The 26,420-nt window shown below is 68.5% G+C and carries 26 protein-coding genes and 1 riboswitch; of the genes, 21 read left to right on the top strand and 5 right to left on the bottom strand.

Annotation, left to right across the window (positions count from 1 at the left end; translation table 11 throughout):
- Positions 1–201: 201 nt before the first annotated feature.
- Together ACX9MO_RS12995 and ACX9MO_RS13000 are read left to right on the top strand one after the other, a co-directional pair.
- Positions 202–1,107, top strand: a complete 906-nt coding sequence (locus ACX9MO_RS12995; RefSeq protein WP_462212142.1) for a DMT family transporter — start codon at positions 202–204, stop codon at positions 1,105–1,107.
- Between the two features lie 28 nt (positions 1,108–1,135).
- Positions 1,136–1,801, top strand: a complete 666-nt coding sequence (locus ACX9MO_RS13000) for an inner membrane-spanning protein YciB (protein WP_222489117.1) — start codon at positions 1,136–1,138, stop codon at positions 1,799–1,801.
- Between the two features lie 103 nt (positions 1,802–1,904).
- Here ACX9MO_RS13000 and ACX9MO_RS13005 read toward each other — a convergent pair whose 3' ends face one another.
- Both ACX9MO_RS13005 and ACX9MO_RS13010 read right to left on the bottom strand, forming a co-directional pair.
- Positions 1,905–4,208 carry a sensor histidine kinase gene (locus ACX9MO_RS13005; protein WP_462212143.1) on the bottom strand — a complete coding sequence of 768 codons (2,304 nt, stop codon included), beginning with the start codon at positions 4,206–4,208 and terminating at the stop codon, positions 1,905–1,907.
- A gap of 13 nt (positions 4,209–4,221) precedes the next feature.
- A complete protein-coding gene (locus ACX9MO_RS13010) occupies positions 4,222–4,680 on the bottom strand; it encodes a response regulator (RefSeq protein WP_462212144.1) in 459 nt (152 codons plus the stop codon).
- Between the two features lie 385 nt (positions 4,681–5,065).
- On the opposite strand from ACX9MO_RS13010, the gene ACX9MO_RS13015 reads away from it, so the two are divergent.
- Entirely contained in the window at positions 5,066–6,550 is a 1,485-nt protein-coding gene (locus ACX9MO_RS13015; protein WP_462212145.1) for a SulP family inorganic anion transporter, read from the top strand.
- A gap of 10 nt (positions 6,551–6,560) precedes the next feature.
- Entirely contained in the window at positions 6,561–7,415 is an 855-nt protein-coding gene (locus ACX9MO_RS13020; protein ID WP_462212146.1) for a universal stress protein, read from the top strand.
- Between the two features lie 227 nt (positions 7,416–7,642).
- On the opposite strand, the gene ACX9MO_RS13025 is transcribed toward ACX9MO_RS13020, so the two are convergent.
- The gene (locus ACX9MO_RS13025; protein WP_462212147.1) at positions 7,643–8,347 is read right to left on the bottom strand and encodes a glutathione S-transferase N-terminal domain-containing protein; all 705 of its coding nucleotides are present in this window, start codon (positions 8,345–8,347) and stop codon (positions 7,643–7,645) included.
- Between the two features lie 165 nt (positions 8,348–8,512).
- Positions 8,513–8,589, top strand: a riboswitch (SAM riboswitch).
- Positions 8,590–8,667: 78 nt separating this feature from the next.
- Between ACX9MO_RS13025 and metZ the strand changes: the two genes are divergently transcribed.
- Entirely contained in the window at positions 8,668–9,849 is a 1,182-nt protein-coding gene (gene metZ, locus ACX9MO_RS13030) for an O-succinylhomoserine sulfhydrylase (protein ID WP_462212148.1), read from the top strand.
- Between the two features lie 31 nt (positions 9,850–9,880).
- On the opposite strand, the gene ACX9MO_RS13035 is transcribed toward metZ, so the two are convergent.
- Positions 9,881–11,068 (bottom strand): aminotransferase class III-fold pyridoxal phosphate-dependent enzyme, encoded by a 1,188-nt coding sequence (locus tag ACX9MO_RS13035; RefSeq protein WP_462212149.1) that lies wholly within the window; start codon positions 11,066–11,068, stop codon positions 9,881–9,883.
- 273 nt (positions 11,069–11,341) lie between these two features.
- On the opposite strand from ACX9MO_RS13035, the gene folE2 reads away from it, so the two are divergent.
- The 13 genes from folE2 to ACX9MO_RS13100 all read left to right on the top strand — a co-directional run bounded on the left by folE2 (position 11,342) and on the right by ACX9MO_RS13100 (position 21,024).
- Complete coding sequence (folE2, locus tag ACX9MO_RS13040; RefSeq protein WP_222489125.1) at positions 11,342–12,436, top strand: GTP cyclohydrolase FolE2; 1,095 nt, start codon at positions 11,342–11,344, stop codon at positions 12,434–12,436.
- A gap of 312 nt (positions 12,437–12,748) precedes the next feature.
- Positions 12,749–13,411, top strand: coding sequence for an urease accessory protein UreD (locus ACX9MO_RS13045; RefSeq protein ID WP_462212150.1), 663 nt, complete (start codon positions 12,749–12,751; stop codon positions 13,409–13,411).
- Between the two features lies 1 nt (position 13,412).
- The gene (locus tag ACX9MO_RS13050) at positions 13,413–13,715 is read left to right on the top strand and encodes an urease subunit gamma (protein WP_222489126.1); all 303 of its coding nucleotides are present in this window, start codon (positions 13,413–13,415) and stop codon (positions 13,713–13,715) included.
- A gap of 22 nt (positions 13,716–13,737) precedes the next feature.
- A complete protein-coding gene (locus tag ACX9MO_RS13055; protein WP_462212151.1) occupies positions 13,738–13,860 on the top strand; it encodes a PA1414 family protein in 123 nt (40 codons plus the stop codon).
- Positions 13,857–14,162 (top strand): urease subunit beta, encoded by a 306-nt coding sequence (locus tag ACX9MO_RS13060; RefSeq protein ID WP_462212152.1) that lies wholly within the window; start codon positions 13,857–13,859, stop codon positions 14,160–14,162. The genes ACX9MO_RS13055 and ACX9MO_RS13060 overlap by 4 nt, the downstream gene beginning before the upstream one ends.
- A gap of 137 nt (positions 14,163–14,299) precedes the next feature.
- The gene (locus ACX9MO_RS13065) at positions 14,300–14,872 is read left to right on the top strand and encodes a hypothetical protein (RefSeq protein ID WP_462212153.1); all 573 of its coding nucleotides are present in this window, start codon (positions 14,300–14,302) and stop codon (positions 14,870–14,872) included.
- A gap of 4 nt (positions 14,873–14,876) precedes the next feature.
- Complete coding sequence (locus ACX9MO_RS13070) at positions 14,877–15,281, top strand: lysozyme inhibitor LprI family protein (RefSeq protein ID WP_462212154.1); 405 nt, start codon at positions 14,877–14,879, stop codon at positions 15,279–15,281.
- A gap of 27 nt (positions 15,282–15,308) precedes the next feature.
- Positions 15,309–17,057 (top strand): urease subunit alpha, encoded by a 1,749-nt coding sequence (ureC, locus tag ACX9MO_RS13075; RefSeq protein WP_222489130.1) that lies wholly within the window; start codon positions 15,309–15,311, stop codon positions 17,055–17,057.
- Positions 17,058–17,317: 260 nt separating this feature from the next.
- Positions 17,318–17,530 carry a hypothetical protein gene (locus ACX9MO_RS13080; protein ID WP_222489131.1) on the top strand — a complete coding sequence of 71 codons (213 nt, stop codon included), beginning with the start codon at positions 17,318–17,320 and terminating at the stop codon, positions 17,528–17,530.
- A gap of 37 nt (positions 17,531–17,567) precedes the next feature.
- Positions 17,568–18,176 (top strand): urease accessory protein UreE, encoded by a 609-nt coding sequence (locus ACX9MO_RS13085; protein ID WP_462212155.1) that lies wholly within the window; start codon positions 17,568–17,570, stop codon positions 18,174–18,176.
- Complete coding sequence (locus ACX9MO_RS13090; protein WP_462212156.1) at positions 18,166–18,807, top strand: urease accessory protein UreF; 642 nt, start codon at positions 18,166–18,168, stop codon at positions 18,805–18,807. Before ACX9MO_RS13085 ends, ACX9MO_RS13090 begins: the two co-directional genes overlap by 11 nt.
- A 13-nt stretch (positions 18,808–18,820) precedes the next feature.
- Entirely contained in the window at positions 18,821–19,447 is a 627-nt protein-coding gene (gene ureG, locus ACX9MO_RS13095; RefSeq protein WP_462212157.1) for an urease accessory protein UreG, read from the top strand.
- 128 nt (positions 19,448–19,575) lie between these two features.
- Entirely contained in the window at positions 19,576–21,024 is a 1,449-nt protein-coding gene (locus tag ACX9MO_RS13100; protein WP_462212158.1) for a TrkH family potassium uptake protein, read from the top strand.
- 406 nt (positions 21,025–21,430) lie between these two features.
- On the opposite strand, the gene ACX9MO_RS13105 is transcribed toward ACX9MO_RS13100, so the two are convergent.
- A complete protein-coding gene (locus ACX9MO_RS13105; RefSeq protein ID WP_462212159.1) occupies positions 21,431–23,227 on the bottom strand; it encodes a serine protease in 1,797 nt (598 codons plus the stop codon).
- Positions 23,228–23,423: 196 nt separating this feature from the next.
- Here ACX9MO_RS13105 and ACX9MO_RS13110 point away from each other — a divergent pair, with 196 nt between their 5' ends.
- From ACX9MO_RS13110 to ACX9MO_RS13120, 3 genes are all read left to right on the top strand, one after another.
- The gene (locus ACX9MO_RS13110; protein ID WP_222489137.1) at positions 23,424–24,368 is read left to right on the top strand and encodes a glycine--tRNA ligase subunit alpha; all 945 of its coding nucleotides are present in this window, start codon (positions 23,424–23,426) and stop codon (positions 24,366–24,368) included.
- A complete protein-coding gene (locus ACX9MO_RS13115) occupies positions 24,365–24,898 on the top strand; it encodes a DUF6446 family protein (protein WP_462212160.1) in 534 nt (177 codons plus the stop codon). Before ACX9MO_RS13110 ends, ACX9MO_RS13115 begins: the two co-directional genes overlap by 4 nt.
- Before the next feature lie 412 nt (positions 24,899–25,310).
- Complete coding sequence (locus tag ACX9MO_RS13120; protein WP_462212161.1) at positions 25,311–26,183, top strand: DUF1206 domain-containing protein; 873 nt, start codon at positions 25,311–25,313, stop codon at positions 26,181–26,183.
- Positions 26,184–26,420 lie beyond the last annotated feature (237 nt).

Below are 26,420 nucleotides of genomic sequence, written 5' to 3' on the forward strand. Positions count from 1 at the left end.
AGCCCGTGCGGCAGAGCCCCGCACGCCAGTCCCGCGCGCACCGGCCCCACGTTGCGCGACACTCCGCTGCACGCCCCATGTCGGACAGTCCGTGACCGCCTCCCGCGCAACGGTCCCCGGACTTTTCGAAAAGTCCGGTCCGGAAAATTCGAATTTTCCGGGCAGCCCCGCCCTGTCCCCGCTGCTTCGGAAAGGGCACCCATGAGCGACTGGATCTACGAGCTTGAAGGCACCGAGGCCGGGCATCAGGCGGCGCTGCTGCTGGCGCTCTCCGCGGCGCTGCTTCATGCGATCTTTGGCTCGCTCCAGAAGGGCAAGGTCGATCCCTGGCTCTCGCGCGGGGCCATCGACACGGCGCTTGCGGTGATGAGCGCGCCCATGGCGCTCTTCCTCGTGCCCTGGCCCGAGGGCAGCCAGTGGCTGCTGATGGTCGGCGCGATGGTGATCCACTTCGCCTACAAGCTCGGCATGGCGCTGGCCTATTCCAAGGGCGCCTACACGGTCGTCTACCCGGTGGTGCGCGGCATGGGGCCGTTCTTCACGGTCATCGGCGCCTACTTCATCTTCGGCGAGGTCTTCACGCTGGGCCAGTGGCTCGGCGTGCTGGTGCTGATGGGCGGTATCCTCGGCCTCGCGCTCTACAACCTGCGCCACATCGACGTGGACCGGGAAACGCTGGTGCCCGCGCTCTGGCTCGCGGTGATGACCGGGGGGCTGGTGGCGCTCTACACCACCTATGACGCCTATGCGATCCGCGCGATGGAGCCCTTCACCTTCCTCGCGTGGTTCTTCTTCCTCACCGCGCTCGACTTCCCGCTGCTCATGGTCTGGCGCTGGCGGCGGATGAGCGGCACCCGGCCCGCGATCGGGCAGATGGTGCGGATCGGCATTCCCGGCGCACTGGTGGCCTATGGCTCCTTCGGCACGGTGATGCTGGCCACGCGGCTCGACAAGGTGGGGGAGGCCGCGGTGCTGCGCGAGACCTCGACCGTCTTCGCGGCGGTCATTGGCTGGGTCATCCTGAAGGAAACCGTGGGCCCGCGACGGATCGCGCTGATGTCAATGATTGCGATTGGCGCCGTAATCGTCGAAATGGCAGGGAAATAGTTCAGAACATTTGCAGGAGCCGCCCGATATGGCCCAACACCCCGCCGGAAAAACTGGCCCGAAGAAGATCAATCCGCTGGTGAAGACCGGCCTCGAACTGGGGCCGATCATCCTCTTCTTCGCGGCCTACATCTGGCTCAAGGACCGGACCTTCCTGATCGGCGGGCGCGAGTACGAAGGTTTCATCCTCGTGACCGCGGGCTTCATTCCTCTGATGCTGATCTGCACCGGCATCCTGTGGAAGCTGACGGGCCACCTCTCCAAGATGCAGATTGTCACCGCGGTGCTGATCACCGTCTTCGGCGGGCTCTCGGTCTGGCTCAACGACGACCGCTTCTTCAAGATGAAGCCGACGCTGATCTACCTGCTCTTCGGCGGGGCGCTTGGTGTCGGGCTGCTGCGCGGTGAAAGCTGGCTCGCGCTGGTGATGGAGGAGGTGCTGCCGCTGAAGCCCGAGGGCTGGATGGTGCTGACCCGGCGGCTCTGCGCCTTCTTCCTCGGCCTCGCGGTGCTGAACGAGGTGATCTGGCGCACCATGAGCACGGAAAGCTGGGTCTACTTCAAGACCTTCGGCCTGACTGCGGCGATCTTCGCGTTCTTCATCACCCAGAACAAGGTCTTCACCGAATACGCCCTCGAGGAAGAGGGCGGGGACGCGGACAAACCGGGCGGCAAGGGCTCGGACGCGTCCTGATAGGGCGCGGGGCAGCCCGGGTTTCCGCGCGGTCCGGTCGCGGCGCGACTGGACCGTGAGTGTCCCCGCGCCGGGCTGATGCCATGGGCGGGCCTGTCAGCCGTCACGCCGCAAGGCCGGTCTCGGGGTCATGACGATCCTTCGGGTCCTGCAGGTCCGCCGGCAGCGACAGGCGCAGACGGGTGCCGCGGTTCGGGGCGTCCTCGATTTCCAGACATCCCCCCCAGCGGGCGGCGATCTTGGCCACGAAGGCGAGGCCGAGGCCGCTGCCGCCGCCCTCTTCGCGGGTCTTTCCGGTGCGCAGGGGCAGCATCAGCCGCGCGCGGTCGGCCTCGGGGATGCCGGGGCCGTCGTCCTCCACCTCCAGAACGATGCTGTTGCGCGGGGAGAGCAGACGGATCGTGATCTGGCCGTCCTGCCGGTCATGATGCTGGATCGCGTTCTGCAGCAGGTTGCGCAGGGCGATCTCGAACTCGGTCGGCACCATCCGCACCGTCGCGGGCAGGTCGGGCGCCTCGATCCGGAACCCGGCCGGCGGCGAGAGCGTGGCGACGATCCGGGCCACCACCGGGGCCGGGTCGAATGTTTCTGCGCCGCGTCGGTCGCGGCCGATCAGGGAATAGGTCAGCAACCCGTCCACGAGTGCCTCCAGCCGCGTGGTCTGGGCCCGCATCTCCGACAGATGCGCGGCCAGCGGACCATGGATCGCGCCGAGGTCCTCCTCGATCCATGTCGGCAGGACGCAGAGCGCGCGCAGCGGCGTCTTCAGGTCGTGGGCGGCGGCGCGGGCGAAATCCTCAAGCTCCCCGTTGGAGCGCCGGAGTTCCGTATTGGCGATCTGCAGCAGGTTCTTGGCCCGCGTTTCGCGCGACAGGGTGATGTGCAGTTGCGCGGTCATCTGGTTCAGGGCGCGGGCAAGACGGCCGACCTCGTCGCGGCCCTGAACCTCGATCGCGACCCCGCGGTCCCCGGCGGCGAGCCGGTCCGCGATCTCGGACAGGTCGGTCAGGCGTCGCGTCGTGCCGTGGATCAGCAGCAGTGCGCAGCCCGCCGCCAGCAGGGCGATGCCGGCGGTGACGGCCCCGGTCCGGAGGAGGTCCGTGCCGCCGAGGGCGTGGCGGACCTCCGTCGGCAGCGCCACGACGAGGAGCCAGCGGCGCGGCACGACGCCCTGGGAAAGGACGATCCAGCTTGCAGCCGCGTCGTAGGAACGCGCGCCGGCGGTGAGGGTCAGAAGCTCGATCTCCGGCGCGTCCTCCCTGGTCTCCGAGGTGGGTCGGAGGGGTGCTGGCGGTGCGGCGCCGGAATCAGGGCCGGGCCGGGCCGCCGCCGCGTCGGGGCCGGGGCGCGCCCCGGCCGATTGGGGCGGGGGCGTCGCGACACCCGTGGTGGGGCCAGATGGCGCGAGGTGATCGGTGTCGGGCAGGGTGATTCCGGTCGAGACCGGGCGGGCGGTGGCGGACGGAGTTGTCTGGCCGGCCTGCGACGGTTTTGTGGGCGAAGGTGGGGGCGAGGGCCCTTCGGCAGCCTTGTCGGCGCGCGCAACAGGCACCGGAGGGCCGGGTGTGACGGTCTCTCGACGGGTGAGGGCTTCGGTCGGGGGCGCGGGCCGTGCGGCGGTTGCCCGGGACTGGACCACGGACTGAAGGCGCCGGGGGGGCGGAGCGGGGAGGGGGATCCCGAATTCGGCCATGAAGTCGTAACCGCTGTGCAGCTCCTGCCCGTGGAGCCACCCGTCCTCCGGATGGACGAGGTAGCTGCCGGTCTCGTCCGTCATCCGCAGGGTGACACTGCCGAGCCGGGCCGGCGGCAGCAGGGCGGTGCCGCGCAGGTTCAGCACGAGGACGCCACGGCGGCTGCCATTGGCATCGATGAGCGGGGCGGCAAGGCGCAGCGTGGACACATGGGGGACCTGGATCACCCCGCCCTCGCGGTTCAGGTCGAGGCGCGAGATGTAGATCTGCCCGCGCGGCAGGGCGAGGGTCCGCAGCACGTAGTCGCGCCCGGATTTGTCCTGCAGCTCATCGGCTGGGCGGATGCGCAGGACATCATCGGTGCGGTCAATGCGGACACGCTCCCGCCCATCGGCATCGATGAGCCGGGCCTGCAGCAGATCGGGCGAGGCCGCCGCCTGCGCATGGAGCCGCAGCGTGAGCTGGCCGAGCGCCCCCGTGGCAAGGTATTGCGCAACGGCGGGTCCCCGCAGCAGCGCGTGGAGCTGGGTCAGATGCGTGTCGACGGTGTCCTGCACCAGCTGGGCATGGTGGCCGACCCGTGCGGCGAGGGAGGCGCCGATGCTCTGCTGCAGGCGCTGGTCGGTCCGGTAGGAGACAAAGGCCAGCACGAGGATCGAGGTCGCCAGCACGCTGCCGATGGCGATCAGCTGGATGCGGGCGGTCAGCGTCATGCGGGCGTCCTGCTCAGAACCCGGCCCCGGGGCCGCTGTCCTCGGGCGCGTGCCATGCCGGCCCCGCGGGGGAGCGCGCGCGCGCTGCCTCCTGCGGAAGATCCACCAGGCCGGCATAGCGGCTCAGCAGGTCGACCTTCTCGACGAAGGCCTCGTAGGAGCTGCTCTTGGTCAGGTAGCCCGCGACGTTGAAGCCGTAGGCGCGCTGCACGTCCGCCGGATCGCGCGAGGTGGTCAGGACGAAGACGACATGATCGCGCAAATCGGGGTCCGCGCGCAGCTCCTGCAGGAACTCGAAGCCGTCCATGAGCGGCATGTTCAGGTCGAGGATGATCAGGACGGGGCCATCGATTGTGCCGCCCGGTACCCGCCGCCGCAGGCTGTCGAGCGCCCGGCGCCCGTTTTGGGCCACGTGAACCGGACAGGTGAGCCCGACCTTGGAAGCCGCCCGCTGGAAGATCGTCGCATCCATCCTGTCATCTTCGACAAGCAGGAAATTGGGTCCTGAGCCGCTGGCCATCTTGCCTTGCCTCCCGCTCTGCCTCGATTCCGTCCTTGTGTGCCCCATGGCCGTTTCTAGCGGCGGGGGCATGAAGGAAGCGTTACCCGGTGCTTAAGAACCCGTCGAAGCGGACAGTCGCACGGCCCCGGCCCCCCCCCCCGGCGACAGGGCCATCGGCGTGCGATGGAGGGGGCAGGGCAGCTGCGCCGGCAGGCCGCGCCGGGAACCCCCGCCATTGCTGCAATGCAGCGCCTGCCCTGTTGCGCCATGGTCCTGATGGCCTATAAGGCGGGGGATCCCTTTGCGTGCAGGGTTTTGCGCGCACCCAATCCACCCTCAGACGAACCGGACGCACATGATCGATTTCGCCACCTATCGCCAGCAATGGACGGGGTCCATTCGTCCCGACATCCTCTCGGGGCTTGTCGTGGCACTGGCTCTCATCCCCGAGGCCATCGCCTTCTCCATCATCGCGGGGGTCGACCCCAAGGTCGGGCTCTACGCCTCCTTCTCCATCGCCGTGATCTCGGCCATCACGGGGGGACGGCCTGCGATGATCTCGGCCGCGACGGCGGCCACGGCGGTGATCATGGTCGGCCTCGTGCGCGATCACGGGCTGGAGTACCTGCTGGCCGCGACCATCCTGACCGGCGTGTTGCAGGTCCTCGCGGGGATGCTGAAGCTGGGCTACGTCATGCGCTTCGTCTCCTCCTCGGTGATGACCGGCTTCGTCAACTCGCTGGCGATCCTGATCTTCATGGCCCAGCTGCCGGAGCTGATCGGGGTGCCGCCGCTGACCTACGTGATGGTCGCGGCCGGCCTTGCGATCATCTACCTCTTCCCGCTGGTGACCCGTGCGGTGCCCTCGCCGCTGGTCTCCATCGTGGTGCTGACGGCGATCACGCTGACCTTCGGCTTCGACCTGCGCACCGTGGGCGACATGGGCGAACTGCCCGATGCCTTCCCGGTCTTCCTGCTGCCGGACGTGCCTCTCAACCTCGACACGCTGCTGATCATCCTGCCCTATTCGGCCGCGATCGCGGCGGTGGGCCTGCTGGAAAGCCTGATGACCCAGCAGCTGGTGGACGACCTGACCGACACCACCACCTCGCGCAACCAGGAGTGCATCGGCCAGGGCGTGTCGAACTTCTTCACCGGCTTCATCGGCGGCATGGCGGGCTGTGCCATGATCGGCCAGTCGATGATCAACGTGAAGTCGGGCGGCCGCGGGCGGCTGTCGACCTTCGTGGCGGGCATCGTGCTGCTGTTCCTGATCGTGGTGCTGGGCGACATCGTGGCGCGCATCCCCATGGCGGCGCTGGTGGCGGTGATGATCATGGTCTCGATCGGGACCTTCTCGTGGTCGTCGATCAAGACCCTGCGCACCCATCCCAAGAGCTCCTCCATCGTCATGCTGGCGACCGTGGTGATCGTGGTCTGGACCCACAACCTCGCCATCGGGGTGCTGGTGGGCGTGCTGCTCTCGGGCATCTTCTTCGCCTGGAAGATCGCACAGCTCTTCCGGGTCACGTCGGAGATCACGGCGGACGGGCGGCACCGGACCTACCGGGTCGAGGGGCAGCTCTTCTTCGCCTCCTCCGAGGACTTCATGAAGGCCTTCGACTTCCGCGAGGCGCCCGAGAAGTTGACCATCGACGTGAGCGATGCGCATATCTGGGACATTTCCTCGGTTGCGGCGCTGGACATGGCCGTGCTGAAATTCCGCAGGGAAGGGGCCGAGGTGGAGATCAAGGGGCTGAACAAGGCCTCCGCCACCATCGTCGACCGCCTGGCCGAGCACGACAAGCCCGGCGCCATGGACAAGATGCTGAGCCACTGAGGGGACTGACATGACAACGATACTCGCACTGGTCGACGGCTCGGCCTATTCGGAAAGCGTCTGCCGCCACGCGGCCTGGATCGCCGCGCGCAGCGGGGCAGGGGTGAAGCTCTACCACGTGCTCGGCCGCCGCGAGGCGCCGGACCGCGGCGACCTCTCGGGGCAGATCAGGCTGGGCGCCCGCACCCGGCTGATGGAGGAACTGGCGACGCTGGACGAACAGCGCGCCAAGCTGACCCATGCACAGGGCCGCGCGATCCTCGAGGATGCGCAGGCGCTGGTGCAGGAGGCCGCCGAGGGCGTGGCGGTGGAGAGCCGCCTGCGGCAGGGCGACATCGTCGAGACCGTGACCGCCAAGGAGGACCAGGGCGACCTGATCGTCATCGGCAAGCGCGGCGAGGCGGCGGATTTCGCCAAGCTGCACCTCGGCTCGAACCTTGAACGGATCGTGCGGGCGGCGACGAAGCCGGTCTTCGTGGCGAACCGGGCCTTCAAGCCGATCAAGAAGGTCGTGATCGCCTACGACGGCGGGCCCTCGGCGATGAAGGCGGTGGACCTCGTGGCGCGCAGCCCGCTCTTTGCCGGGCTCGACTGCCTCGTGGTGACCGTGGGCGGCGAGACGCCGAAGATCGCGGAAGGCCTGCGCGATGCCAAGGCGACGCTTGCGGCGGGCGGCCACCAGGCCGAGACGCTGGTGGTCGAGGGGCAGCCCGAGACGGCGCTGGCCGAACTGGTGGAGAAACAGGGCGCCGATCTGCTGGTCATGGGGGCCTGGGGCCACAGCCGCATCCGCAACCTGATCATCGGCTCGACCACGACCGAGATGATCCGCTCCTGCAAGGTGCCGGTGCTGCTGATCAAGTGAGCCGAAGGCGTCCCGGTGTCCGGGACGCCGGGACGTTCGCTCCCGAGGTCCTGACCCCGGGGCGCAGCCCCGCCGTTTTCTTCGAAGAAAACGGACCGGAAAATTCGAATTTTCCGGTCATAGCCGCGGGGCCCGTGACCGTCGGACACGAAAGAGGGGGCCGCAACGCTGCGGCCCCCAAATTTCTTCTAAGAGATTTGCCAAGATTTTTCGAAAAATCTTGGGCGTTACCCTTTCTGGCCGAAGAGGATTTTCTGCTCTTCCTTGGTCCGGATGCCGCCGCGCTGGTCCTCGGCCACGGCGCGGCCCTTCTGGACGCCCTCGCGGGCGGCGACGAGGTCCAGCCAGCGTTGCAGGTTCGGCTTGTCCGAGATGTCCTGCTGCTGACCCTCCCAGAGGCTCGCCCAGGGCCAGATCGCCATGTCCGCGATGGAGAAGAAATTCCCCGCCACGTATTCGGCCTGGCCCAGTTGCGTGTCCAGCACCCGCAGCAGGCGGGCGACCTCGTTGCGGTAGCGGTCCTGCGCGTAGGGCAGTTCCTGCGGCGGGTCCATCAGGGGCGCATACTTGAGGAAGTGATGCGCCTGACCGGCCATCGGCCCAAGCCCGCCCATCTGCCACATCAGCCACTGGTCCACCGCGATGCGGTCGCGCTCGGTCGGGCCGCCGAACTGGCCGGTCTTGCGGGCGAGGTACTGCAGGATCGCGCCGCTCTCGAAGATCGCGATCGGGGCACCGTCGGGGCCCTCGGGATCGATGATGGCGGGCATCCGGTTGTTCGGCGCGATCTTCAGGAACTCGGGGTCGAACTGGTCGCCCTTGCCGATGTTCACGAGGTGGAGCCTGTAGGGCAGGCCCATCTCCTCCAGCGCGATGGTGATCTTCCAGCCGTTCGGCGTGGGCCAGTAGTAGAGGTCGATCGGTGCGGTCATGTGCTCTCTCCCCATGTGGGTGCCTGCGGCGGGCCTGCGCCCTCCATCCGGGGTCACATGATGCGGCAATGACGGGCGGGGGCAAGGGGCGCGGCCCCCGATCCGTGCCGCCGCCGGCAAATCCGCCGCGCGGGCCCGTCTTGACGCAGGGGGCTTGCGGGACTAGGGGAGGGACGTGGCGATTTGATACCGGATTGCGGGCCACGTTAAACATTCCGCTAAAAGGTCAGGACAAAGGGACCCCCTTTCGCTTGACCGCGTCTGGGGGTTTTTATTTGGGGCCGGGGCGGCGCGGGCCGTCCGATCCCGGGAGAAGTGCAATGACCGATGCGTGGAAAAAACAGACCAAGGCCGTCCATTCGGGCAGCCGCCGCTCGCAGTATGGCGAGGTGAGCGAGGCGATCTACCTGACGCAGGGCTTCGTCTACGACACCGCAGAGCAGGCCGAGGCCCGCTTCGTCGAACTGGGCGAGGACGAGTTCATCTATGCCCGTTACGGCAACCCGACCACCCGCATGTTCGAGGAACGCATCGCCGCGCTGGAAGGCGCCGAGGATGCCTTTGCAACGGCCTCCGGCATGGCGGCGGTCAACGCGGCCCTCGTGGCGCCCCTGAAGGCAGGCGATCACGTGGTGGCAGCGCGGGCGCTCTTCGGCTCCTGCCTCTATATCCTCGACGAGATCCTGCCGCGCTTCGGCGTGGAGCTGACGCTGGTCGATGGGCTCGACCTCTCGGCATGGGAAGCGGCGCTGCGCCCCGACACCAAGCTGGTCTTCTTCGAATCCGTCTCGAACCCGACGCTGGAAGTGATCGACGTGGAAGCGGTCTCCAAGCTCGCCCATGCGGTCGGCGCGCTGGTGGTGGTGGACAACGTCTTTGCCACCCCGGTCTATTCCCGCACGCTGGAACTGGGCGCCGACGTGGTCGTCTATTCCGCGACCAAGCACATCGACGGGCAGGGGCGGACGCTGGGCGGCGTGATCCTCGGCACGCAGGAGTTCGTCCGCAAGGTGGCGGAACCCTACCTCAAGCATACCGGTGCGGCGATGAGCCCCTTCACCTCCTGGGTGATGCTCAAGGGCCTCGAGACGATGGAACTGCGCGTGCGCGCGCAGGTCGCCTCGGCGGAGGCGCTCGCCTCCGCCCTCGTAGGGCACCCGAAACTTGCCCGCGTGATCTACCCGGGCCATCCGTCCCACGCGCAGCACGGCCTCGTGCTGGAGACGACCGGCAAGGGCGGCACCGTGGTCTCCATCGACCTCGCCGGCGGGCAGGAGGCGGCGTTCCGCTTCCTCAACGCGCTGGAGATCGGGATCATCTCGAACAACCTCGGCGATGCGAAGACGCTGCTGACCCATCCGGCCACCACGACGCACCAGCGTCTGCCGGAAGAGCAGAAGGTCGAACTGGGCATCACCCCCGGTCTCGTCCGGATCTCGCTGGGGATCGAGGCAACCGAGGACCTCGTGGCCGACGTGCTTCAGGCGCTCGACAAGGCGTAAGGGGGGCATAAGCGGGGCGTCAGCGTCAGCGTCAGCCCGCCGCCTGCCTGCGGACCTCTTCCACGACGATTGCGAGGGCGGCCATCAGGTCGCCCTCTTCCATGACGAGCGGCGGGGAGAGCGTCAGGATGCCCCCGGAGGTCTTGAAGGCCAGCCCACGCGCCATGCAGGCGGCGCAGATCGCCCGCGCCCGGGCCGGATCGTCCAGTTCCACCCCGAAGAGCATCCCGCGTCCGCGGATATCCACCACGCCCGGCCCCCCGGCGAGGTCGGCGGTCAGCTGTGCCACGGCCTGCGCGCCCAGACGGGCGGCGCGGGCGGGCAGGGCGTCTTCCTCCAGCACGTCGAGCGTGGCGAGGCCGGCGGCGGCCAGCACCGGGTTCTTCTCATGGGTGAAATGGCCGAGGTCATGCGCGGCGGCCACGTTCAGCCGTGCATCCGCCAGCACGGCGGCCAGCGGCAGGATACCCCCGCCGAGCGCCTTGCCCAGCAGGGTGATATCCGCCACCACCCCCTCATGCTCGCTGGCAAAGACCCGCCCCGTCTTGCCAAGGCCGGTGGGGATTTCATCGAAGATCAGCAGCGTGCCGGTGCGGTCGCAGAGCGCGCGCACCGCCTGCCAGTAGCCCTCCGGCGCGATCCGGGGCGTGGCGCGCAACGGCTCGGCAAGGAAGGCCCCGGTCTCGCGCCGCTCCAGCACCGCGGCAACCTCCTCCAGCGGGGCGAACTGCGCCACGTGGCGCGCGCCCTCGCGCATCGGGCCGAGCCCCCGGAAGGTCGGATCGCCCCCGGCAGAGGCGGCGGCGAAGGTGGTGCCGTGATAGGCGCCCTCGAACCCCAGCGTGCCCGCCCGCCCGGTGACGGCGCGGGCCAGCCGCAGGGCGATCTCCACCGCGTCGGAGCCGGAGGGGGCGAAGAGCACCCGGGTCTGCGCCGTGGGGGCCAGCGCCGCCAGCCTCTCGGCCAGCGTCACGGCGGGATCGTTGGTGTAGCGCCGGGGCGAGAAGGGCAGGGCGTCGAGCTGCGCCGCGATGGCGGCCTTCACGCGCGGATGGCCGAAGCCGAGGTGATGGGCCGTGTTGCCGTGGAAATCCATCGAGCGCCGCCCGTCCGGCGCGGTGAGCCAGATCCCCTCGGCCCCGGCAAGCGGCCAGGCGACGGGGGAGGAGGAGGACTGGTGCAGGAAGACGGCGGCGTCGCGGGCAAGCAGGTCGGTCATGTCGGGCAGGGGGCCTCACGGCTGGGATCGGGGCGAGTATGACCGCTCCGCCGCGCGGCGCAAAGCCGGGAACCCGGGGCGCGCGAAAGACTTGTGACCCCGGGGCGACCTGCGCTAGGCCCCCCGGAAGGCGGCCGCCCCCCGGAAACGACGCATTCGACGGGTGATCCGCCGCGCGGGGAACGGCGTATCCCGGATGAACAATGGCAAAAGTTGCCCCGGCACCCTATGTTATGGGCTGCAAGGAGCACCCCGGCACCGGGAGAGGACGCGATGAACATTCACCCCAAGGACATGGACCAGACGCTGGACCGCGAAGGCGCGAAGTCGGCGCTCGAAAGCTTGCGGAAATGGGCCGCGAAAGCCTCGGACGCCGAGATCCTCGCACTCGATCCCGCCGTGGCGCGCCTGCTGCCCGGTCAGGCGGAGTATCCGCTGCTGTCGCGCGACTATCCCGAGGGGTTCGCGGCCGATGCCGCCTACCGCGAGACGCTGCCCGATCTGCAGAACGGCCCCGCCAGCCTGATCCGGGGCGCGCGGACTCAGATCCAGCACGTCGGCATCTCGAACTTCCGCCTGCCGATCCGCTACCGCACCCGCGACGCGGGCGAGATCATGCTCGAAAGCTCGGTCACCGGGACGGTCAGCCTCGAGGCGGACAAGAAGGGCATCAACATGTCCCGCATCATGCGGTCCTTCTATACCCACGCCGAGAAGACCTTCTCCTTCGAGGTGATCGAACACGCGCTGGACGACTACAAGACCGATCTGGACAGCCTCGATGCACGGATCATGATGCGGTTTTCGTACCCTGTGCGCCGGGAGTCCCTGCGCTCGGGCCTGTCGGGCTATCAGTATTACGATATTGCCCTCGAGCTGGTAGAGAAGGACGGGGTGCGCAAGAAATTCGTCCACCTCGACTATGTCTACTCCTCGACCTGCCCCTGTTCGTTGGAACTGTCCGAACATGCCCGCCAATCCCGCGGCCAATTGGCGACGCCCCATTCGCAGCGCTCCGTCGCGCGGATCTCGGTCGAGGCCAGTGGCGCGCGCTGTCTCTGGTTCGAGGACCTGATCGACATGGCGCGCGTCGCGGTGCCGACGGAAACGCAGGTCATGGTCAAGCGTGAGGACGAACAGGCCTTCGCCGAGCTGAACGCCGCCAACCCGATCTTTGTCGAGGACGCGGCACGGCTCTTCTGCGAGCAGCTGCAACGGGACGACCGGATCGGTGATTTCCGCGTGGTGGCGAGCCATCAGGAAAGCTTGCACAGCCATGACGCGGTCTCGATCCTGACCGAAGGCCCGACCTTCGCCACGGAAAGCGTCGATCCGCGGCTCTTCCCGAGCCTGTATCACGTCGGCTGAGGCCTAAAGTCCTGACTGTGCTGAGGATTGCGGCGCGCGCTTCGGTGGGCGCCGCGTCAAGCTGCAGCTGCACAATCTTTCCTCTCCCATTTCCGAAAAAGATGCGTCAAGCTCGCGGGGAAGGAGGATTGCGCCATCAACGCCGAAGCTGCCCGCTCCCTTGCAGATGCTGCGCCGCGCGCTCAACGCGCGCGCGGAGAGCTTGTCCTGTCGGCCAAGCAGGCCCGGGGCCGGTCCCGGATTTCCGACCTGCGTGTCGGTGGCTCCCTCAAGGCGCTCTTCCCCCACACCCGTGAGACGGCGTTGCAGGCGGTGTTCCTGAACACGGCCGGCGGCATCACCGGCGGGGATCGCTTCTCGCTCGCCGCGGCGGCCGAGGCGGGGGCGCACCTGGTGATGACCTCGCAGGCTGCGGAACGCATCTACAAGGCGCAACCCGGCGAAACCGGGCGGATGACGACGCGGCTCGACGTGGGTCCGGGCGCGCGGCTCGACTGGCTGCCGCAGGAAACCATCGTCTTCGATCAGGCGCGGTTGCAGCGCCGGATCGACGTCTCGCTGGCCGAGGATGCGCGTTTCCTCGCGGTGGAGCCCCTGCTGATGGGGCGGCTCGCCATGGGCGAGATCGTGACGGCGGCCCATCTCGAGGACCAGTGGCGCATCCGGCGCGGCGGTCGTCTGATCTTCGCCGACAATCTGCGCCTCTCGGGCCGGATCGACGACATTCTCGCCCGCCCCGGTGTCGCGCCGGGCTGCCGGGCCATCGCCACGCTGATCTTCGCCGCCCTCGATGCCGAGCTGAAGCTCGCCCCCCTGCGCGCGGCGCTGGGGCAGGCGGGATCGGCCAGCCTCGTGCGGCCCGGATTGCTCTTCGCCCGCGCCATCGCGCCGGACGGATTTGACCTGCGCCGGAACCTGATCCCCGCGATCGAGGTTTTGTCCGGTACCTCCCTGCCAAGAACATGGACGATCTGACATGCAACTGACCCCCCGGGAAAAGGACAAACTGCTGGTGGCCATGGCCGCCGAAGTGGCCCGCAAGCGGCTGGCGCGCGGCGTCAAGCTGAACCACCCGGAGGCGATCGCCCTGATCACGGATGCCGTGGTCGAGGGCGCCCGCGACGGACGCTCCGTCGCGGACATGATGCAGGCCGGCGCCCAGGTGATCACGGCAGAGCAATGCATGGAGGGGGTGCCCGAGATGATCCACGAGGTTCAGGTCGAGGCGACGTTCCCGGACGGGACCAAGCTCGTCACCGTCCACAATCCGATCCGCTAACTGTCCGAGAAAGGAACAGAGAATGCATGAACTGATCCGGAAACTGGCAGAGGCCCTCGGCCTTGCACCGCAACCGCAGCTCAGGCCGATCCCGGTGCGAGTGCCCGCGAAATCGCGCAACGACTTCCTTCAGGGCCGCAAATGATCCCCGGCGAACTGTTTCCGGCAGAGGGCAGCCTGACGCTGAATTCCGGCAAGGAGGCGGTCACGCTGATGGTCGCCAACACCGGCGACCGTCCGGTGCAGGTCGGCAGCCACTACCACTTCGCCGAGGCCAACGAGGCGCTGGACTTCGATCGGGGCGTGGCCCGCGGCATGCGGCTCGACATCGCGGCGGGCACGGCCGTGCGGTTCGAGCCGGGCCAGCGGCGCGAGGTCTCGCTGATCCCCATCGGCGGGGCGCGGAAGATCTACGGGTTCAACCAGAAGGTCATGGGCGACCTCTGACACGGACAGGCCGGCGCCCCGGGGGCGGCGGCCTGTGACGCGGGGCACCCGGCGGGCGCAGACACCGGCAGACTGGCTGTAAGGACCGCTGCCAGCCCCGCGGGGCAGCATAACGGGACAACTACGGAGGGACGGCGATGTATTTCCTTGGAACGGCGATGAGCCTGCAGACCGCGATGTTCCGGGCCGCGGCACGGCAACTGGAGCACAACCTGCGCACCGGCCAGAGCATGATGCGCACCGCCATGCGCGCGCATCCGGTCATGATGATGCGGAGCCTCGTGGTCGAGACCTCCGCGGACGCGCCCGCAGACGCGCCCGTCGAGGCGCCCAAACCCGCACGGGCCAAACGCGCCGCACCCACCCGCAAGCCCGCCGCCCGCACGGCCCCGCGCAAGGTGGCCAAACCTGCGGCCCCGAAGCCTGCAGCGAAACCCGTGGCGAAAGCCGAAGCCGCGCCTGCGAAAGCGGCACCCGCCAAGGCCCCGAAGGCCGAGAGCGCCACTGCGAAAACGGCAGCCTCCACGACGTCGAAGTCGGAGGCCGCGCCCGCGAAGGAGACGCCGCCCGCAACGGCAAAGCCTGCGGAAACGACGGCCAAACCCGCCGCGCCGCGCACGCCCGCGAAGACGGCGGCCAAGGCCTCGCCCCGCCGCCGCGCGCCCACTCCGCCGCCGGCGATGCCGCCGAAATCCTCGGACGACAGCTGATCGCATGACTGTCTGCCGCGTTCTCCTGCCCGGGGCCATGGCTCTCGTGCTCTCGGCCCTTGCATCTGCGGGGCGGGCGCAGGATTGCAGCGCGCCCGTCACCCAGATCGACATGACCACCTGCGCGGGGCGCGCGTTCGAGACGGCGGATGCCGCGCTGAACGCCGCCTACAAGCAGGCCATGGCGCTTGCAAAGGATCGCGGCCCCGTGCCCGCCGGACAGGACACGGACGCCGACCTGCTGCGCGCGGCTCAGCGCGCGTGGATCCCCTTCCGCGATGCCGCCTGCGAGGCCGAATCCACGCTGGCCCGGGGCGGGTCGCTCCAGCCGATGCTCAAGTTGAACTGCCTCGAACGGCTGACACGTCAGCGCACCGAGGACCTCAAGATATTCAGCGGGCTCAACTGAGCGACCGCGACGCCCGAAGGAGACGACATGCCCACCCAAATCTCGCGCGGTGACTATGCCGCGATGTTCGGCCCCACCACCGGCGACCGCCTGCGTCTGGCCGACACCGACCTGATCATCGAGGTGGAGCGCGACCTGATCGCCGAATATGCCGGCATGGTCGCGGGCGGCAACAGCCCCTACTACGGCGAAGAGGTGAAGTTCGGCGGCGGCAAGGTGATCCGCGACGGCATGGGCCAGAGCCAGGCCACCCGCGCGCAGGGCGCCGTGGACACCGTGATCACCAACGCGCTGATCGTGGATTACACCGGCATCTACAAGGCCGACGTGGGCCTGCGCGACGGGCGCATCCACAAGATCGGCAAGGCGGGCAACCCGGACACCCAGCCCGGCATCGACATCATCGTGGGCCCCGGCACCGAGGTCATCGCGGGCGAGGGCAAGATCCTTACCGCCGGTGGCTTTGACAGCCACATTCACTTCATCTGTCCGCAGCAGATCGAGGACGCGCTGCATTCCGGCCTGACCACCATGCTGGGCGGCGGCACCGGCCCCGCGCACGGGACGCTGGCCACCACCGTCACCCCCGGCCCCTGGCATATGATGCGCATGATGCAGGCGGCCGATGCCTTCCCCATGAACCTCGCCTTTGCGGGCAAGGGCAATGCCTCGCTGCCCGCCGCGCTGGAGGAACAGATCCGCGCGGGCGCCTGTGCGATGAAGCTGCACGAGGACTGGGGCACCACACCTGCCGCCATCGACTGCTGCCTCTCGGTCGCGGATGACTACGACGTGCAGGTGATGATCCACACCGACACGCTGAATGAAAGCGGCTTCGTCGAGAACACCGTGAAGGCCATGAAGGGCCGCACGATCCACGCCTTCCACACGGAAGGGGCAGGGGGCGGCCACGCGCCGGACATCATCAAGATCTGCGGCGAAAGCTTCGTGCTGCCCTCCTCGACCAACCCGACGCGGCCCTTCACGCGCAACACGGTGGACGAGCACCTCGACATGCTGATGGTCTGTCACCACCTCGACAAGTCGATCCCCGAGGACGTGGCCTTTGCCGAGAGCCGCATCCGGCGCGAGACCATCGCCGCCGAGGATATCCTGCACGACATGGGCGCCTTCTCGATCATCGCGTCCGACAGCCAGGCCATGGGCCGCGTGGGCGAGGTGCTGATCCGCACCTGGCAGACCGCCGACAAGATGAAGAAGCAGCGCGGCCGCCTGCCCGAGGAGACGGGGGACAACGACAACTTCCGCGTCCGCCGCTACATCGCGAAATACACGATCAACCCGGCCATCGCGCACGGGCTCTCGCATCAGATCGGCTCCATCGAAGAGGGCAAGCGCGCCGACCTCGTGCTCTGGTCGCCCGCCTTCTTCGGGGTGAAGCCCGAGATGGTGCTGCTCGGCGGCTCCATCGCCGTGGCGCAGATGGGCGATCCGAACGCCTCGATCCCGACGCCGCAGCCGGTCTATTCCCGGCCCATGTTCGGCGCCTATGGCCGCGCGGTGGAAAACTCCGCCGTGGTCTTCGTCTCCGCCGCCGCCCAGGCCGAGGGTGTGGGCGAACGCTATGGCCTCGCGAAAGAGACCGTCGCCGTGCTCAATACCCGGCAGATCGGTAAGAAGGATCTGAAGCTCAACGACGCGCTGCCGCATATCGAGGTGCATCCGGAAACCTACGAGGTGCGTGCGGACGGCGAGCTGCTGACCTGCGAGCCGGCGACCGAACTTCCGATGGCGCAGCGCTATTTCCTGTTCTGAGTCGCCCGGGATCCTGCGCCGGTACGCCCACGAGAAACGGACAGTCATGTCGGTCGAGCAAGAAAAATCACGTCCTGCCGGGGCAGGGCGCAAAGAAATTTCCCGTTCATTTCGCAAGCGCAGCAATATCCGTGCTGCGATGCAGCAAATGCATGGCGGGGCTGTCGCATTGGAGGTACTCATGTCACCGCTGCTGACCTACTTTGGAGGCCAAGGGGAACACACCCGCAACCATCCAACGGACTTCAAAGAGGCACAAAATGGCACTCGCAACCAACGCCGCACCGGCACGTGGCAAACTCGACAACTTCTTCGCCGCCATCGGCCAGGGCTTCAACGCCTACCTGGAACGCCGCGCACGGATCGACCAGATCCACGCTCTGAACCAGAAATCGGACGACGAGCTGGCCAAGCTGGGCATCACCCGCGACGAGATCCCGGCCTACGTCTTCCGCGACCTGTTCTATCTCTGAATTCAGGCCGACCTGACCTTCGGATGGGGGGCACGGCGTGAGCCAGCTGCCCCCCGCCCGCTCCGTCCTGCGCGCCGTTGCCGCCGACACGCCTGTCGCTGACACGGTCACGCTCGACTACGAGGCTCGCTTCCTGCGCCGCAAGGTCCTGACGACCGAAGGCGGGGCCCGCGTCCTCATTGATCTTCCGGAAACGATGTCCCTCGATGAAGGGGATTGTTTCGAAATGGAAGATGGCGCGCTGATCCGCGTCCTCGCCGCCCCCGAACCGCTGATCGAGATCCTGGCCGAGCCTGCCGCGCTCGTGCGGCTCGCATGGCATATCGGCAACCGGCACACCCCCTGCCAAATCGAACCCACCCGCCTGCTGATCCGCGAGGACCGGGTGATGGCCGACATGCTCTCGCGTCTCGGCGCGCACATGCATGGGCTGACCGCGCCCTTCACGCCCGAGGGCGGGGCCTATGGCATGGGCCGGACCCATGGTCATTCCCACGGTGAGGATCACGCTCACAGCGATTCCCATTCCCATTCCCATTCCCATTCCCATTCCCATTCCCATGCGCACAGCCATGCCGGTCATTCCCATGGCCACGCGCACTCCCACAGCCATAGCCACGCCCACGACCACAGCCATGACGACTGACGCGGCCATGCTGCTGCACCAGTGGCTCTCACCGGCCTTCCCGGTGGGGGCCTTCGCCTATTCCCACGGGCTCGAATATGCGGTCCACGCGGGCGAGGTCTCGGACCGCGCCACGCTGGAGGGCTGGCTGGAGACCGCGCTGCGGCTCGGGGCAGGGCGGTCGGACGCGATCCTGCTGGCCCATGCCTACCGCGCCGCTCCGGCAGAGCTGGCGGAGATCGCCGAGCTTGCCGCCGCGCTTGCCCCCTCCGCCGAACGCCTGCTCGAGACCGAGCAACAGGGCCGCGCCTTTGCCGAGACCGTCAACGCGCTCTACGGCTACGACCTGCCGCCGATGCCCTATCCGGTGGTGCTCGGTGCCGCGGCGGCCCGGCAGGGCCTGCCGCTGGCCGAGACGCTGCGGCTCTCTCTGCAGGCCAACGCCGCCAATCTCGCCTCCGCCGCCGTGCGCCTCGTGCCCCTCGGCCAGACCGACGGGCAGCGCGCGGTCATGGCGCTGCTGCCCACCTGCGCCGCACTTGCCTCCGAGGCCGAAACCGCCCCGCTGGACGAGATCGGCAGCTGCGCGCTATCCATCGACATCGCCGCCATGCGTCACGAGACGCAGGCGACCCGCCTCTTCCGGTCCTGAAAGGAACTCTCTCATGTCCTCGCCCCACGGTCCTCTCCGCATCGGCCTCGGCGGCCCCGTCGGCGCCGGCAAGACGACGCTCACCGCCAATCTCTGCCGGGCGCTGCGCGATCACCTCTCCATCGCGGTGGTCACCAATGACATCTACACGCAGGAGGATGCCGAGGCGCTGGTGCGGATGCAGGCGCTGACCTCGGACCGGATCATGGGCGTCGAGACCGGCGGCTGCCCCCATACCGCGATCCGCGAGGATGCCTCGATCAACCTCGCCGCCATCGCCAAACTGCGCGAGACCTTCCCGGACCTCGACGTGGTGCTGGTGGAATCGGGCGGCGACAACCTCTCGGCCACCTTCTCGCCGGAGCTGGTGGACCTGACGATCTACGTCATCGACGTGGCCGCCGGCGAGGAAATCCCGCGCAAGGGGGGGCCGGCGATCACCAAGTCCGACATCCTCGTCATCAACAAGACCGATCTCGCGCCCTACGTGGGCTCCGACCTCTCGGTGATGGAGCGCGACGCGAAGATCCAGCGCGGAGCGCGTCCCTTCGTCTTCACCAACCTCAAGACCGGTGAGGGCCTCCGCGAGGTCCTCCGCCTGATCGAGGAGATCGGCGGCCTCGCCCCGCTGCCCGCCTGATCCATCCACTGTTCCCAAATATCCTCGGGGGGAGGGGCCTGTGGCCCCGGGGGGCAGACAGCCCCCACCTCCCGCGCAGCCCACGCGCCGCTTGACCTTTCCCGCCAACAGCTCCAACCCTGCCCTTCATGTTTGATATCAGACCCGTCGGATACGTGATCGGCCTTCTGCTGGCCTGCCTGGGCGTCACCATGCTGCCCCCGCTTGCGGTGGACATCGCCGAGGGGCGGGGCCACTGGCCCGTCTTCGCGGAATGCGCGGTGCTCACGCTGCTCTCGGGCACGGTGCTGGCGCTCGCCTGCCAGAACTCCAAGAAGGAGGGGCTGACGCTGCAGCAGACCTTCCTGCTGGCGACGCTGGTCTGGATTGCCCTGCCGCTCTTCGGCGCGCTGCCCTTCATGCTGGGCGCGACCGAGGCGCGCTTCGTCGATGCCTTCTTCGAGGCGATGTCGGGCATGACCACCACCGGGTCCACCGTCTTCTCGGGGCTCGACGACCTGCCCAAGGGGCTCCTGCTCTGGCGGGGCATCCTGCAATGGCTGGGCGGCATCGGGATCATCGTCGTGGCGATGGTCTTCCTGCCGGAACTGCGCGTCGGCGGGATGCAGATCTTTCGCTCCGAGGCTTTCGAGACCATGGGCAAGATCCTGCCCCGGGCCACGGCGATCGCGGGCCAGATCTCGGTGATCTACGTGGGCATCACGCTGGCCTGCGCCTTCACCTACCTGATTATGGGCATGGGGGCCTTCGATGCCTCGGTCCATGCGCTGACCACGGTCTCCACCGGCGGCTTCTCGACCCGCGACGCCTCCTTCGGGGCCTTCTCGGGGCCGATGGAATACGCGGCCTCGTTCTACATGATCCTCGCGGCGCTGCCCTTCGTGCGCTACGTGCAGATGATCAACGGCCACGGCTGGGCGATGTTCGAGGACGTGCAGGTGCGCGGCTTCGCCTGGACGATCTTCGGGCTGACAGGGATGCTCTTCCTCGTGCTGCTGACGATCTTCCCGCAGCACTGGGAGCAGAGCCTGCGCGAGGCGCTGTTCAACATCGTCTCGATCCTGTCGGGCACCGGCTTTGCCTCGGTCGACTACATGGCCTGGGGCGGGTTCGCGATCACGCTCTTTTTCTTCGCCGGGCTGATCGGCGGCTGCGCGGGCTCCACCGCCTGCTCGGTCAAGATTTTCCGCTACCAGATCCTGCTGGCCTCGCTACGGGCCCAGTTCCGCCGCATCCACACGCCGCACGGGGTCTTCATCGCGCGCTACGATGGCCGCCCGATCCCCGAGGACGTGCTCTCCTCGGTGATGTCCTTCTTCGTCTTTTTCACCGTGACGCTGGGGGTGCTGACTGTGGCGCTCGGCCTGACCGGGCTCGACTTCGTCACCGCGCTGAGTGGCGCGGCCACGGCGCTGGCGAACATCGGCCCGGGGCTGGGGGACACGATCGGACCGGCGGGCAACTTCTCCACGCTCAACGACACGGCAAAATGGCTGCTGGCCATCGCGATGCTGGTCGGACGGCTGGAGTTGATGGTGGTCTATGCGCTGCTGACGGTGAATTTCTGGCGCGCGTGAGCGCTGGAGGCCACCCGCACCACAACTCCACAACGCAGTCCTCCCTGTCTGTCCCGCCCGGTCGACAGGCCGGGCAGCGCCGATCCGCCCCCCGTCGCCATTGTGGCGCGGACCAATGGCGCCCCAGTGACGACCGGTGCTACTGCGCCACCCCGCGGGCCGGCGCTGCCCTGCGCCTGAGGGTGGCGGCACGGGCCGATGAGCAGAGCACCGCGAGGTTTTGGTTGAACGCGAGTTGCCCCTGTCCCGTTGTGAACGGGGAAAGTGATGGGTCAGAAGGCGCCTGATCCTGCCCTCCACAACTTGCGACCCATCCCGGCAGGGCCCGCCTCGCCAGACACCATACCAATCGCCGCAACGAAAAAGGGCGGCCCGAAGGCCGCCCCGTTTCCGTCTTGTCGCGAGCTCACTTCCAGCAGGAGACCAGAGCCGTCAGCCCGGTTGCCTGCGTGGTCAGGTCTTCCGGCGGAACGATCCCGCCCGCGGTCGCGGCTTCCACCGTGACGCCGGCCTGTGCGAGGGCCGTGCGCAGCGCATCGCCGTCGACCGCGAAGCTTACGTTTTCAGGCAGCTGCCGGGTGCCGTCGCCCGCGGGCAGCAGCATGCCGATCACCGCGCCGCGTTCGTCCAGCACCGGACCGCCCGCATCGCCGGGGCGGGTCTCGAGCGAGAGGCGGCTCACACCGGCCTCACCGTCGAGGCCGCGCACATCCGCCAGCTTGCCGAAGGTGAGCGTCGGCGCGCCGAGCACGCCCTCGTAGGAGTAGCCGGCCGCCGCGACCGTGGATTGCAGCCGCGCCGGGCCCTCGGCAAAGGCGGCCACGGCGATCGGGGCCAGCCGTTCCTCGGGCTTCAGCAGGGCGATCTGGCCGCTGGCATCGGTCGCCACGATCCGCGCCGGGTGGTCGTAATCGAGGGTGATCCGGCCGCAGGCCGCCAGCGGCGCGGCGGCGGTCACCACGCTGCCCGCGCCATCCACGAAGAAGCCGGACTGCGACAGCGCGGGGCGGCGGATTTCCAGCCCGCTGACAAGGTCGATGTCCTGCACCGCCTCGTTGCCGGCGGCGGCATCCAGCACGCCGGGCAGGCGGGCGAAGCTCGGGGTCATCTCCTGCAGCATCCGGGTCCGGCGGGTTTCATCCCCCACGGGCCAGACGAGGATGAAGCCCTTGATCTCCCCGTCCTGCAGCGTCGCCTGCACGTAGGTCGTGATCTCGCTGTTGGTGCCCTCGATGGAGAAGCTGCTGCTGCCGCGCTCGCGCGGGCCCTCGACAGGCACGATCGCCAGCGTCTGCAGGATGTCGTAGAGGCCGAAGAGCGTGTCCTGCGTGTCCTCCTGCGAGATCAGCACGACCTTCTGCGGGCCGCCGTCGGTGGCCTCGAAGTGGACGAAGGGGGCCTCGTAGCGGTCGAAGGCCACCATGGCGGTGGGCATCTTCAGGGCAATGCCCGCGCGTTCGTCGCGCACCACCTGCAGGTCCAGCCCTTCGAGGATGGCGTAGTAGTCGCGCAGCAGCGCCTCGCGCTGACGGGTGGTCAGAACGCCGGTCACCTCGTAGCCCTGCGCCGCCTGCCACGAGGCCATGGCGTTGCGGGTGCCGTTGCCGAAGGCGCCGTCGATGGTGGAATTGTAGTGGCCCGCGTCGCGCAGGGCGATCTGGAGTTCCTCGCGCTCGACCCGGGTCAGCAATTGCTCGCTCTGGCGTGCCTGCCAGACGGTTTCCTCGGCCGGGACGGGTTCGGGCTCTGGTTCGGGGGCGACGATGGCCGGGGTCTCGGCGACCTCGGGCTCCAGCGGGGCCGTGTCGACGGTCTCGGAGGGGGCAGGGGCCACAGGGGTCTCCTGCGGCAGATCCTGGGTCAGGGCGCCGCCGCCCACGGGATAGAACCGGTCGCGGTAGTTCGAGGTGAAACCGATATAGCTGTCCCGCGGGATCTGGCCGCGGCTGCGCAGCACGCGCAGCGTCTCGCCCGCCTGATCGCGGGTGTACGGCCCCAGGGCGATGGCGTACCAGCCGCTGCCGAGCGCGAAGCCGTTCACGTCGGGCAGGCGGGCGGCATAGCCTCTCGCCACCTCCAGCGCGCGGTTCAGGCTCGGCTGGGCCTCGATCTGGACCCAGACCTCCGCGTTCGGAGACTGGGCCGCGGCCGGGCGCACGAAGAGCGTCACCGCCACGAGCAGGGTGAGAAGAAATCGGATCATGGAAAAGGGCCTCTGCTCAGCGTCTTTTTACAAGTGTTGATCCCGGTTCTACCAAATCTCCCCCCCTGTGCGACCAAATAATGCGTGAGCGGCTGATTGACCCGGACCGCGCTGCCCAATAGGTAGGGCGGCGATAATTTCCCGCGCGGATGCGGCCCCCGAGGCCCCGCCGCGCCCCCGGTGAAGGTGGCATCAGATGGCGGCAAGCAGCGACAAACCCCGCTCGTTCCAGGAGATCATCCTGCGGCTTCAGGGTTACTGGGCGTCCAAGGGCTGCGCGATCATGCAGCCCTATGACATGGAGGTCGGCGCCGGCACGTTCCACCCGGCCACCACGCTGCGCTCGCTCGGCTCGCGGTCCTGGGCCGCGGCCTATGTCCAGCCCTCGCGCCGTCCGACCGATGGCCGCTATGGCGAGAACCCGAACCGGCTGCAGCACTACTACCAGTACCAGGTGCTGATCAAACCCAGCCCGCCGGACCTTCAGGACCTCTACCTCGGCTCGCTCGAAGCCATCGGCATCGACATGGAGATGCACGACATCCGCTTCGTCGAGGACGACTGGGAGAGCCCGACGCTGGGCGCATGGGGCCTCGGCTGGGAAGTCTGGTGCGACGGCATGGAAGTGTCTCAGTTCACCTATTTCCAGCAGGTCGGCGGCCATGACTGCCATCCTGTTTCCGGCGAACTGACCTATGGTCTGGAGCGCCTCGCGATGTACGTGCTCGGCATCGACCACGTGATGGACATGCCCTTCAACGATCCGCAGGCGCCGATCGCCCTGAAATACGGCGATGTCTTCCGTCAGACCGAGCAGGAATATTCCCGCTGGAACTTCGACGTGGCCAACACCGAGATGCTGCTGAAGCACTTCGAGGAGGCCGAGGCCGAATGCGAGGCGATCCTGTCGCAGGACTACGACGACCCCAAGACCGGCAAGCGCATCGTCATGGCCCACCCGGCCTATGACCAGTGCATCAAGGCCTCGCACCTGTTCAACCTGCTGGACGCGCGCGGGGTGATCTCGGTCACCGAGCGGCAGGCCTACATCGGCCGCGTCCGGGCACTGGCAAAGAAATGCGCCGATGCCTTCGTGCAGACCGAGGCGGGCGGCTGGACCCCGGAGGGGACCGCCGCGTGACCGGCAAGATCCTTGCCGCGATCATCGTGATCTCGGCCCTGCTGGTGGGTGGCGGCGTCTACTACGCGCAGGTCTATGCCTTCTATGAAGAGGTGGTGCCGAACGGTGTCGACGACGTGGTGATGACCACGCCGGCGGGTGCCGTGCAGCCGGTGGCCTATTCCGACTACCGCGCCATCGACGCGGGCAGTTCGCCGATCCGCTACCGGGCCTGCTTCATCCTCGATGAGCCGGTCGAGGGGCTGGACGCGCGCTACCAGGCCTACCCCTCCGCGGACCCGCTGGTCGCGCCGGGCTGGTTCGACTGCTACGACGCCGAGGAGATCGGCGCCGCGCTGGAGAGCGGGCGGGCCAAGGCCTTCCTGTCGCGCAGCGACATCCACTACGGCATCGATCGGGTGATCGCCGTCATGCCCGACGGGCGCGGCTATTCCTGGCAGCAGATCAATGCCTGCGGCGCCGTGGTCTTCGACGGTGAGCCCGTGCCCGCCGGCTGCCCCACGCCGCCCGAGACCCCGCGCAAGCCCTGAGGCCCCGTGGCCGCAGGGCCCTGAGGCCCCGTAGCCGGGGTGAGCTCTGAGGAGCGGGCCTGTGGTGCGCATCCGTGGCCGAGACGCCGGTTGTGGCGGGACGCGGCCTTCTGGTCTCCACGGCCCTTTCCTGCCTGCCGCTTTCCTGCCAGCCCTGTATCGTCTCCTCATGCCACGGTTTTCCCTGCATCGAGGCGGGTGAACCGCGCCGCGCCGGGGCCGAACCGACCGGTGGACCGTGTCCCCGCACCGGCCCGGTCGTTCCGCCGGAGGGAACCGGGCGGGGCTCCCGATCATTGTCTCCCCAAGATCACCAGACCAGCACGGGCCGCGCAGGCTTTGCCGCCGACCGTGTTCCGCGCATCCGCGCCAGACCGCGCCCGTCCGGGGCGCCGATCGGAGGAGACGTCTCATGTCCCAAGACCGCGCCCCCGCATGGGTCGTGCCCGCCATGCGCTTCGGCTATTCCGCCCGTGGCCTCACCTATGCCCTGCTGGGCGGCCTCGTCTTCACCGCTGCGCTGACCGGCGGGCAGACCGACGACACCCAGTCCGCCCTCGCCAGCCTGCGCGGCGAAAGCTTCGGCCCGCTGCTGCTGTGGATCCTCGGCGCGGGCTTTGCCGCCTATGCCGTCTGGCGGTTCATCTGCGCCTTCATGGACCTCGAACGCCGTGGCCATGACCTGAAGGGGATCGTCGCCCGGCTCGGCCAGACCTTCTCGGGTGGGGTGTCCGCCGGTCTGGCGGTGACCTCGGTCCGGCTCGCCATGGGGGCGGGCGGCGGCGGGGGCGACAGCGCGCGCACGCTGGCCTCCTGGCTGCTGCAACAGCCCTTCGGCAAGTGGCTGGTCATGGGGGCGGGCCTCGTGGCGATCGGGGCCGGGGGCTACTACGGCCTCAAGGCGATGAAGGAGAAGTACAAGGAACACATGCGCGCCACCCCCACCAGCCGCAAGCTGGACCCGGTGGTGAAGGCGGGGCTCATCGCCCATGGCATCGTGATCGCGATCATCGGCGGGTTCCTCGTCTACGCCGGCTGGACCTCCGACCCCAGCGAGGCGGGCGGCATGACGACGGCCTTCGAGGCCGTCCGGGCCCAGCCCTACGGGCAGGTGCTGCTGGCGGCGCTGGCGCTCGGCCTCGTGGCCTTCGCGGTCTATTGCTTCGTCGAGGCGCGCTATCGCGTCGTGCCCGCCCGTGCCGGCGACGATGTCACGACGCTGGCCGCCCGCGCCCGGGCCAAGGCCGAAGGCGCGACCCGGCAGATGGCGTCGCAAGTCGGGTGAGCACGCGTCGGCCCAAGCACGCGCCACCGGGGCTTCGGGAAGGCGGGCCGCAGGCCGACGGTGCGGGCGTCAGGCCGGGCCGCGCCGCGATGCCGCAGCGCCGCCGGATGCGAGAAAGCGCGAGATTGCTGGCGCGACGCGTCCCGATGCGCTAGGCGGCGCGGGAGGAAGACCCGCAGCGCCGCGCCTGTCTGGCCGGACGCCGGGTCTTCCGCAGACATCAGCTGACACCGGGGG

The organism is Pseudooceanicola profundus (genome assembly GCF_054919315.1).

Bases quoted from the DNA above. Each gene is read 5' to 3' on its own strand.
- ureG (WP_462212157.1), top strand. From the start codon at position 18,821: ATGTCCTCGCCCCACGGTCCTCTCCGCATCGGCCTCGGCGGCCCCGTC.
- ACX9MO_RS13100 (WP_462212158.1), top strand. From the start codon at position 19,576: ATGTTTGATATCAGACCCGTCGGATACGTGATCGGCCTTCTGCTGGCC.
- ACX9MO_RS13050 (WP_222489126.1), top strand. From the start codon at position 13,413: ATGCAACTGACCCCCCGGGAAAAGGACAAACTGCTGGTGGCCATGGCC.
- ureC (WP_222489130.1), top strand. From the start codon at position 15,309: ATGCCCACCCAAATCTCGCGCGGTGACTATGCCGCGATGTTCGGCCCC.
- ACX9MO_RS13090 (WP_462212156.1), top strand. From the start codon at position 18,166: ATGACGACTGACGCGGCCATGCTGCTGCACCAGTGGCTCTCACCGGCC.
- ACX9MO_RS13010 (WP_462212144.1), bottom strand. From the start codon at position 4,680: ATGGATGCGACGATCTTCCAGCGGGCGGCTTCCAAGGTCGGGCTCACC.
- ACX9MO_RS13060 (WP_462212152.1), top strand. From the start codon at position 13,857: ATGATCCCCGGCGAACTGTTTCCGGCAGAGGGCAGCCTGACGCTGAAT.
- ACX9MO_RS13070 (WP_462212154.1), top strand. From the start codon at position 14,877: ATGACTGTCTGCCGCGTTCTCCTGCCCGGGGCCATGGCTCTCGTGCTC.
- ACX9MO_RS13080 (WP_222489131.1), top strand. From the start codon at position 17,318: ATGGCACTCGCAACCAACGCCGCACCGGCACGTGGCAAACTCGACAAC.
- ACX9MO_RS13120 (WP_462212161.1), top strand. From the start codon at position 25,311: ATGTCCCAAGACCGCGCCCCCGCATGGGTCGTGCCCGCCATGCGCTTC.
- folE2 (WP_222489125.1), top strand. From the start codon at position 11,342: ATGAACATTCACCCCAAGGACATGGACCAGACGCTGGACCGCGAAGGC.
- ACX9MO_RS13000 (WP_222489117.1), top strand. From the start codon at position 1,136: ATGGCCCAACACCCCGCCGGAAAAACTGGCCCGAAGAAGATCAATCCG.
- ACX9MO_RS12995 (WP_462212142.1), top strand. From the start codon at position 202: ATGAGCGACTGGATCTACGAGCTTGAAGGCACCGAGGCCGGGCATCAG.
- ACX9MO_RS13110 (WP_222489137.1), top strand. From the start codon at position 23,424: ATGGCGGCAAGCAGCGACAAACCCCGCTCGTTCCAGGAGATCATCCTG.
- ACX9MO_RS13005 (WP_462212143.1), bottom strand. From the start codon at position 4,208: ATGACGCTGACCGCCCGCATCCAGCTGATCGCCATCGGCAGCGTGCTG.
- ACX9MO_RS13025 (WP_462212147.1), bottom strand. From the start codon at position 8,347: ATGACCGCACCGATCGACCTCTACTACTGGCCCACGCCGAACGGCTGG.
- ACX9MO_RS13105 (WP_462212159.1), bottom strand. From the start codon at position 23,227: ATGATCCGATTTCTTCTCACCCTGCTCGTGGCGGTGACGCTCTTCGTG.
- ACX9MO_RS13065 (WP_462212153.1), top strand. From the start codon at position 14,300: ATGTATTTCCTTGGAACGGCGATGAGCCTGCAGACCGCGATGTTCCGG.
- ACX9MO_RS13035 (WP_462212149.1), bottom strand. From the start codon at position 11,068: ATGACCGACCTGCTTGCCCGCGACGCCGCCGTCTTCCTGCACCAGTCC.
- ACX9MO_RS13020 (WP_462212146.1), top strand. From the start codon at position 6,561: ATGACAACGATACTCGCACTGGTCGACGGCTCGGCCTATTCGGAAAGC.
- ACX9MO_RS13015 (WP_462212145.1), top strand. From the start codon at position 5,066: ATGATCGATTTCGCCACCTATCGCCAGCAATGGACGGGGTCCATTCGT.
- metZ (WP_462212148.1), top strand. From the start codon at position 8,668: ATGACCGATGCGTGGAAAAAACAGACCAAGGCCGTCCATTCGGGCAGC.
- ACX9MO_RS13055 (WP_462212151.1), top strand. From the start codon at position 13,738: ATGCATGAACTGATCCGGAAACTGGCAGAGGCCCTCGGCCTTGCACCG.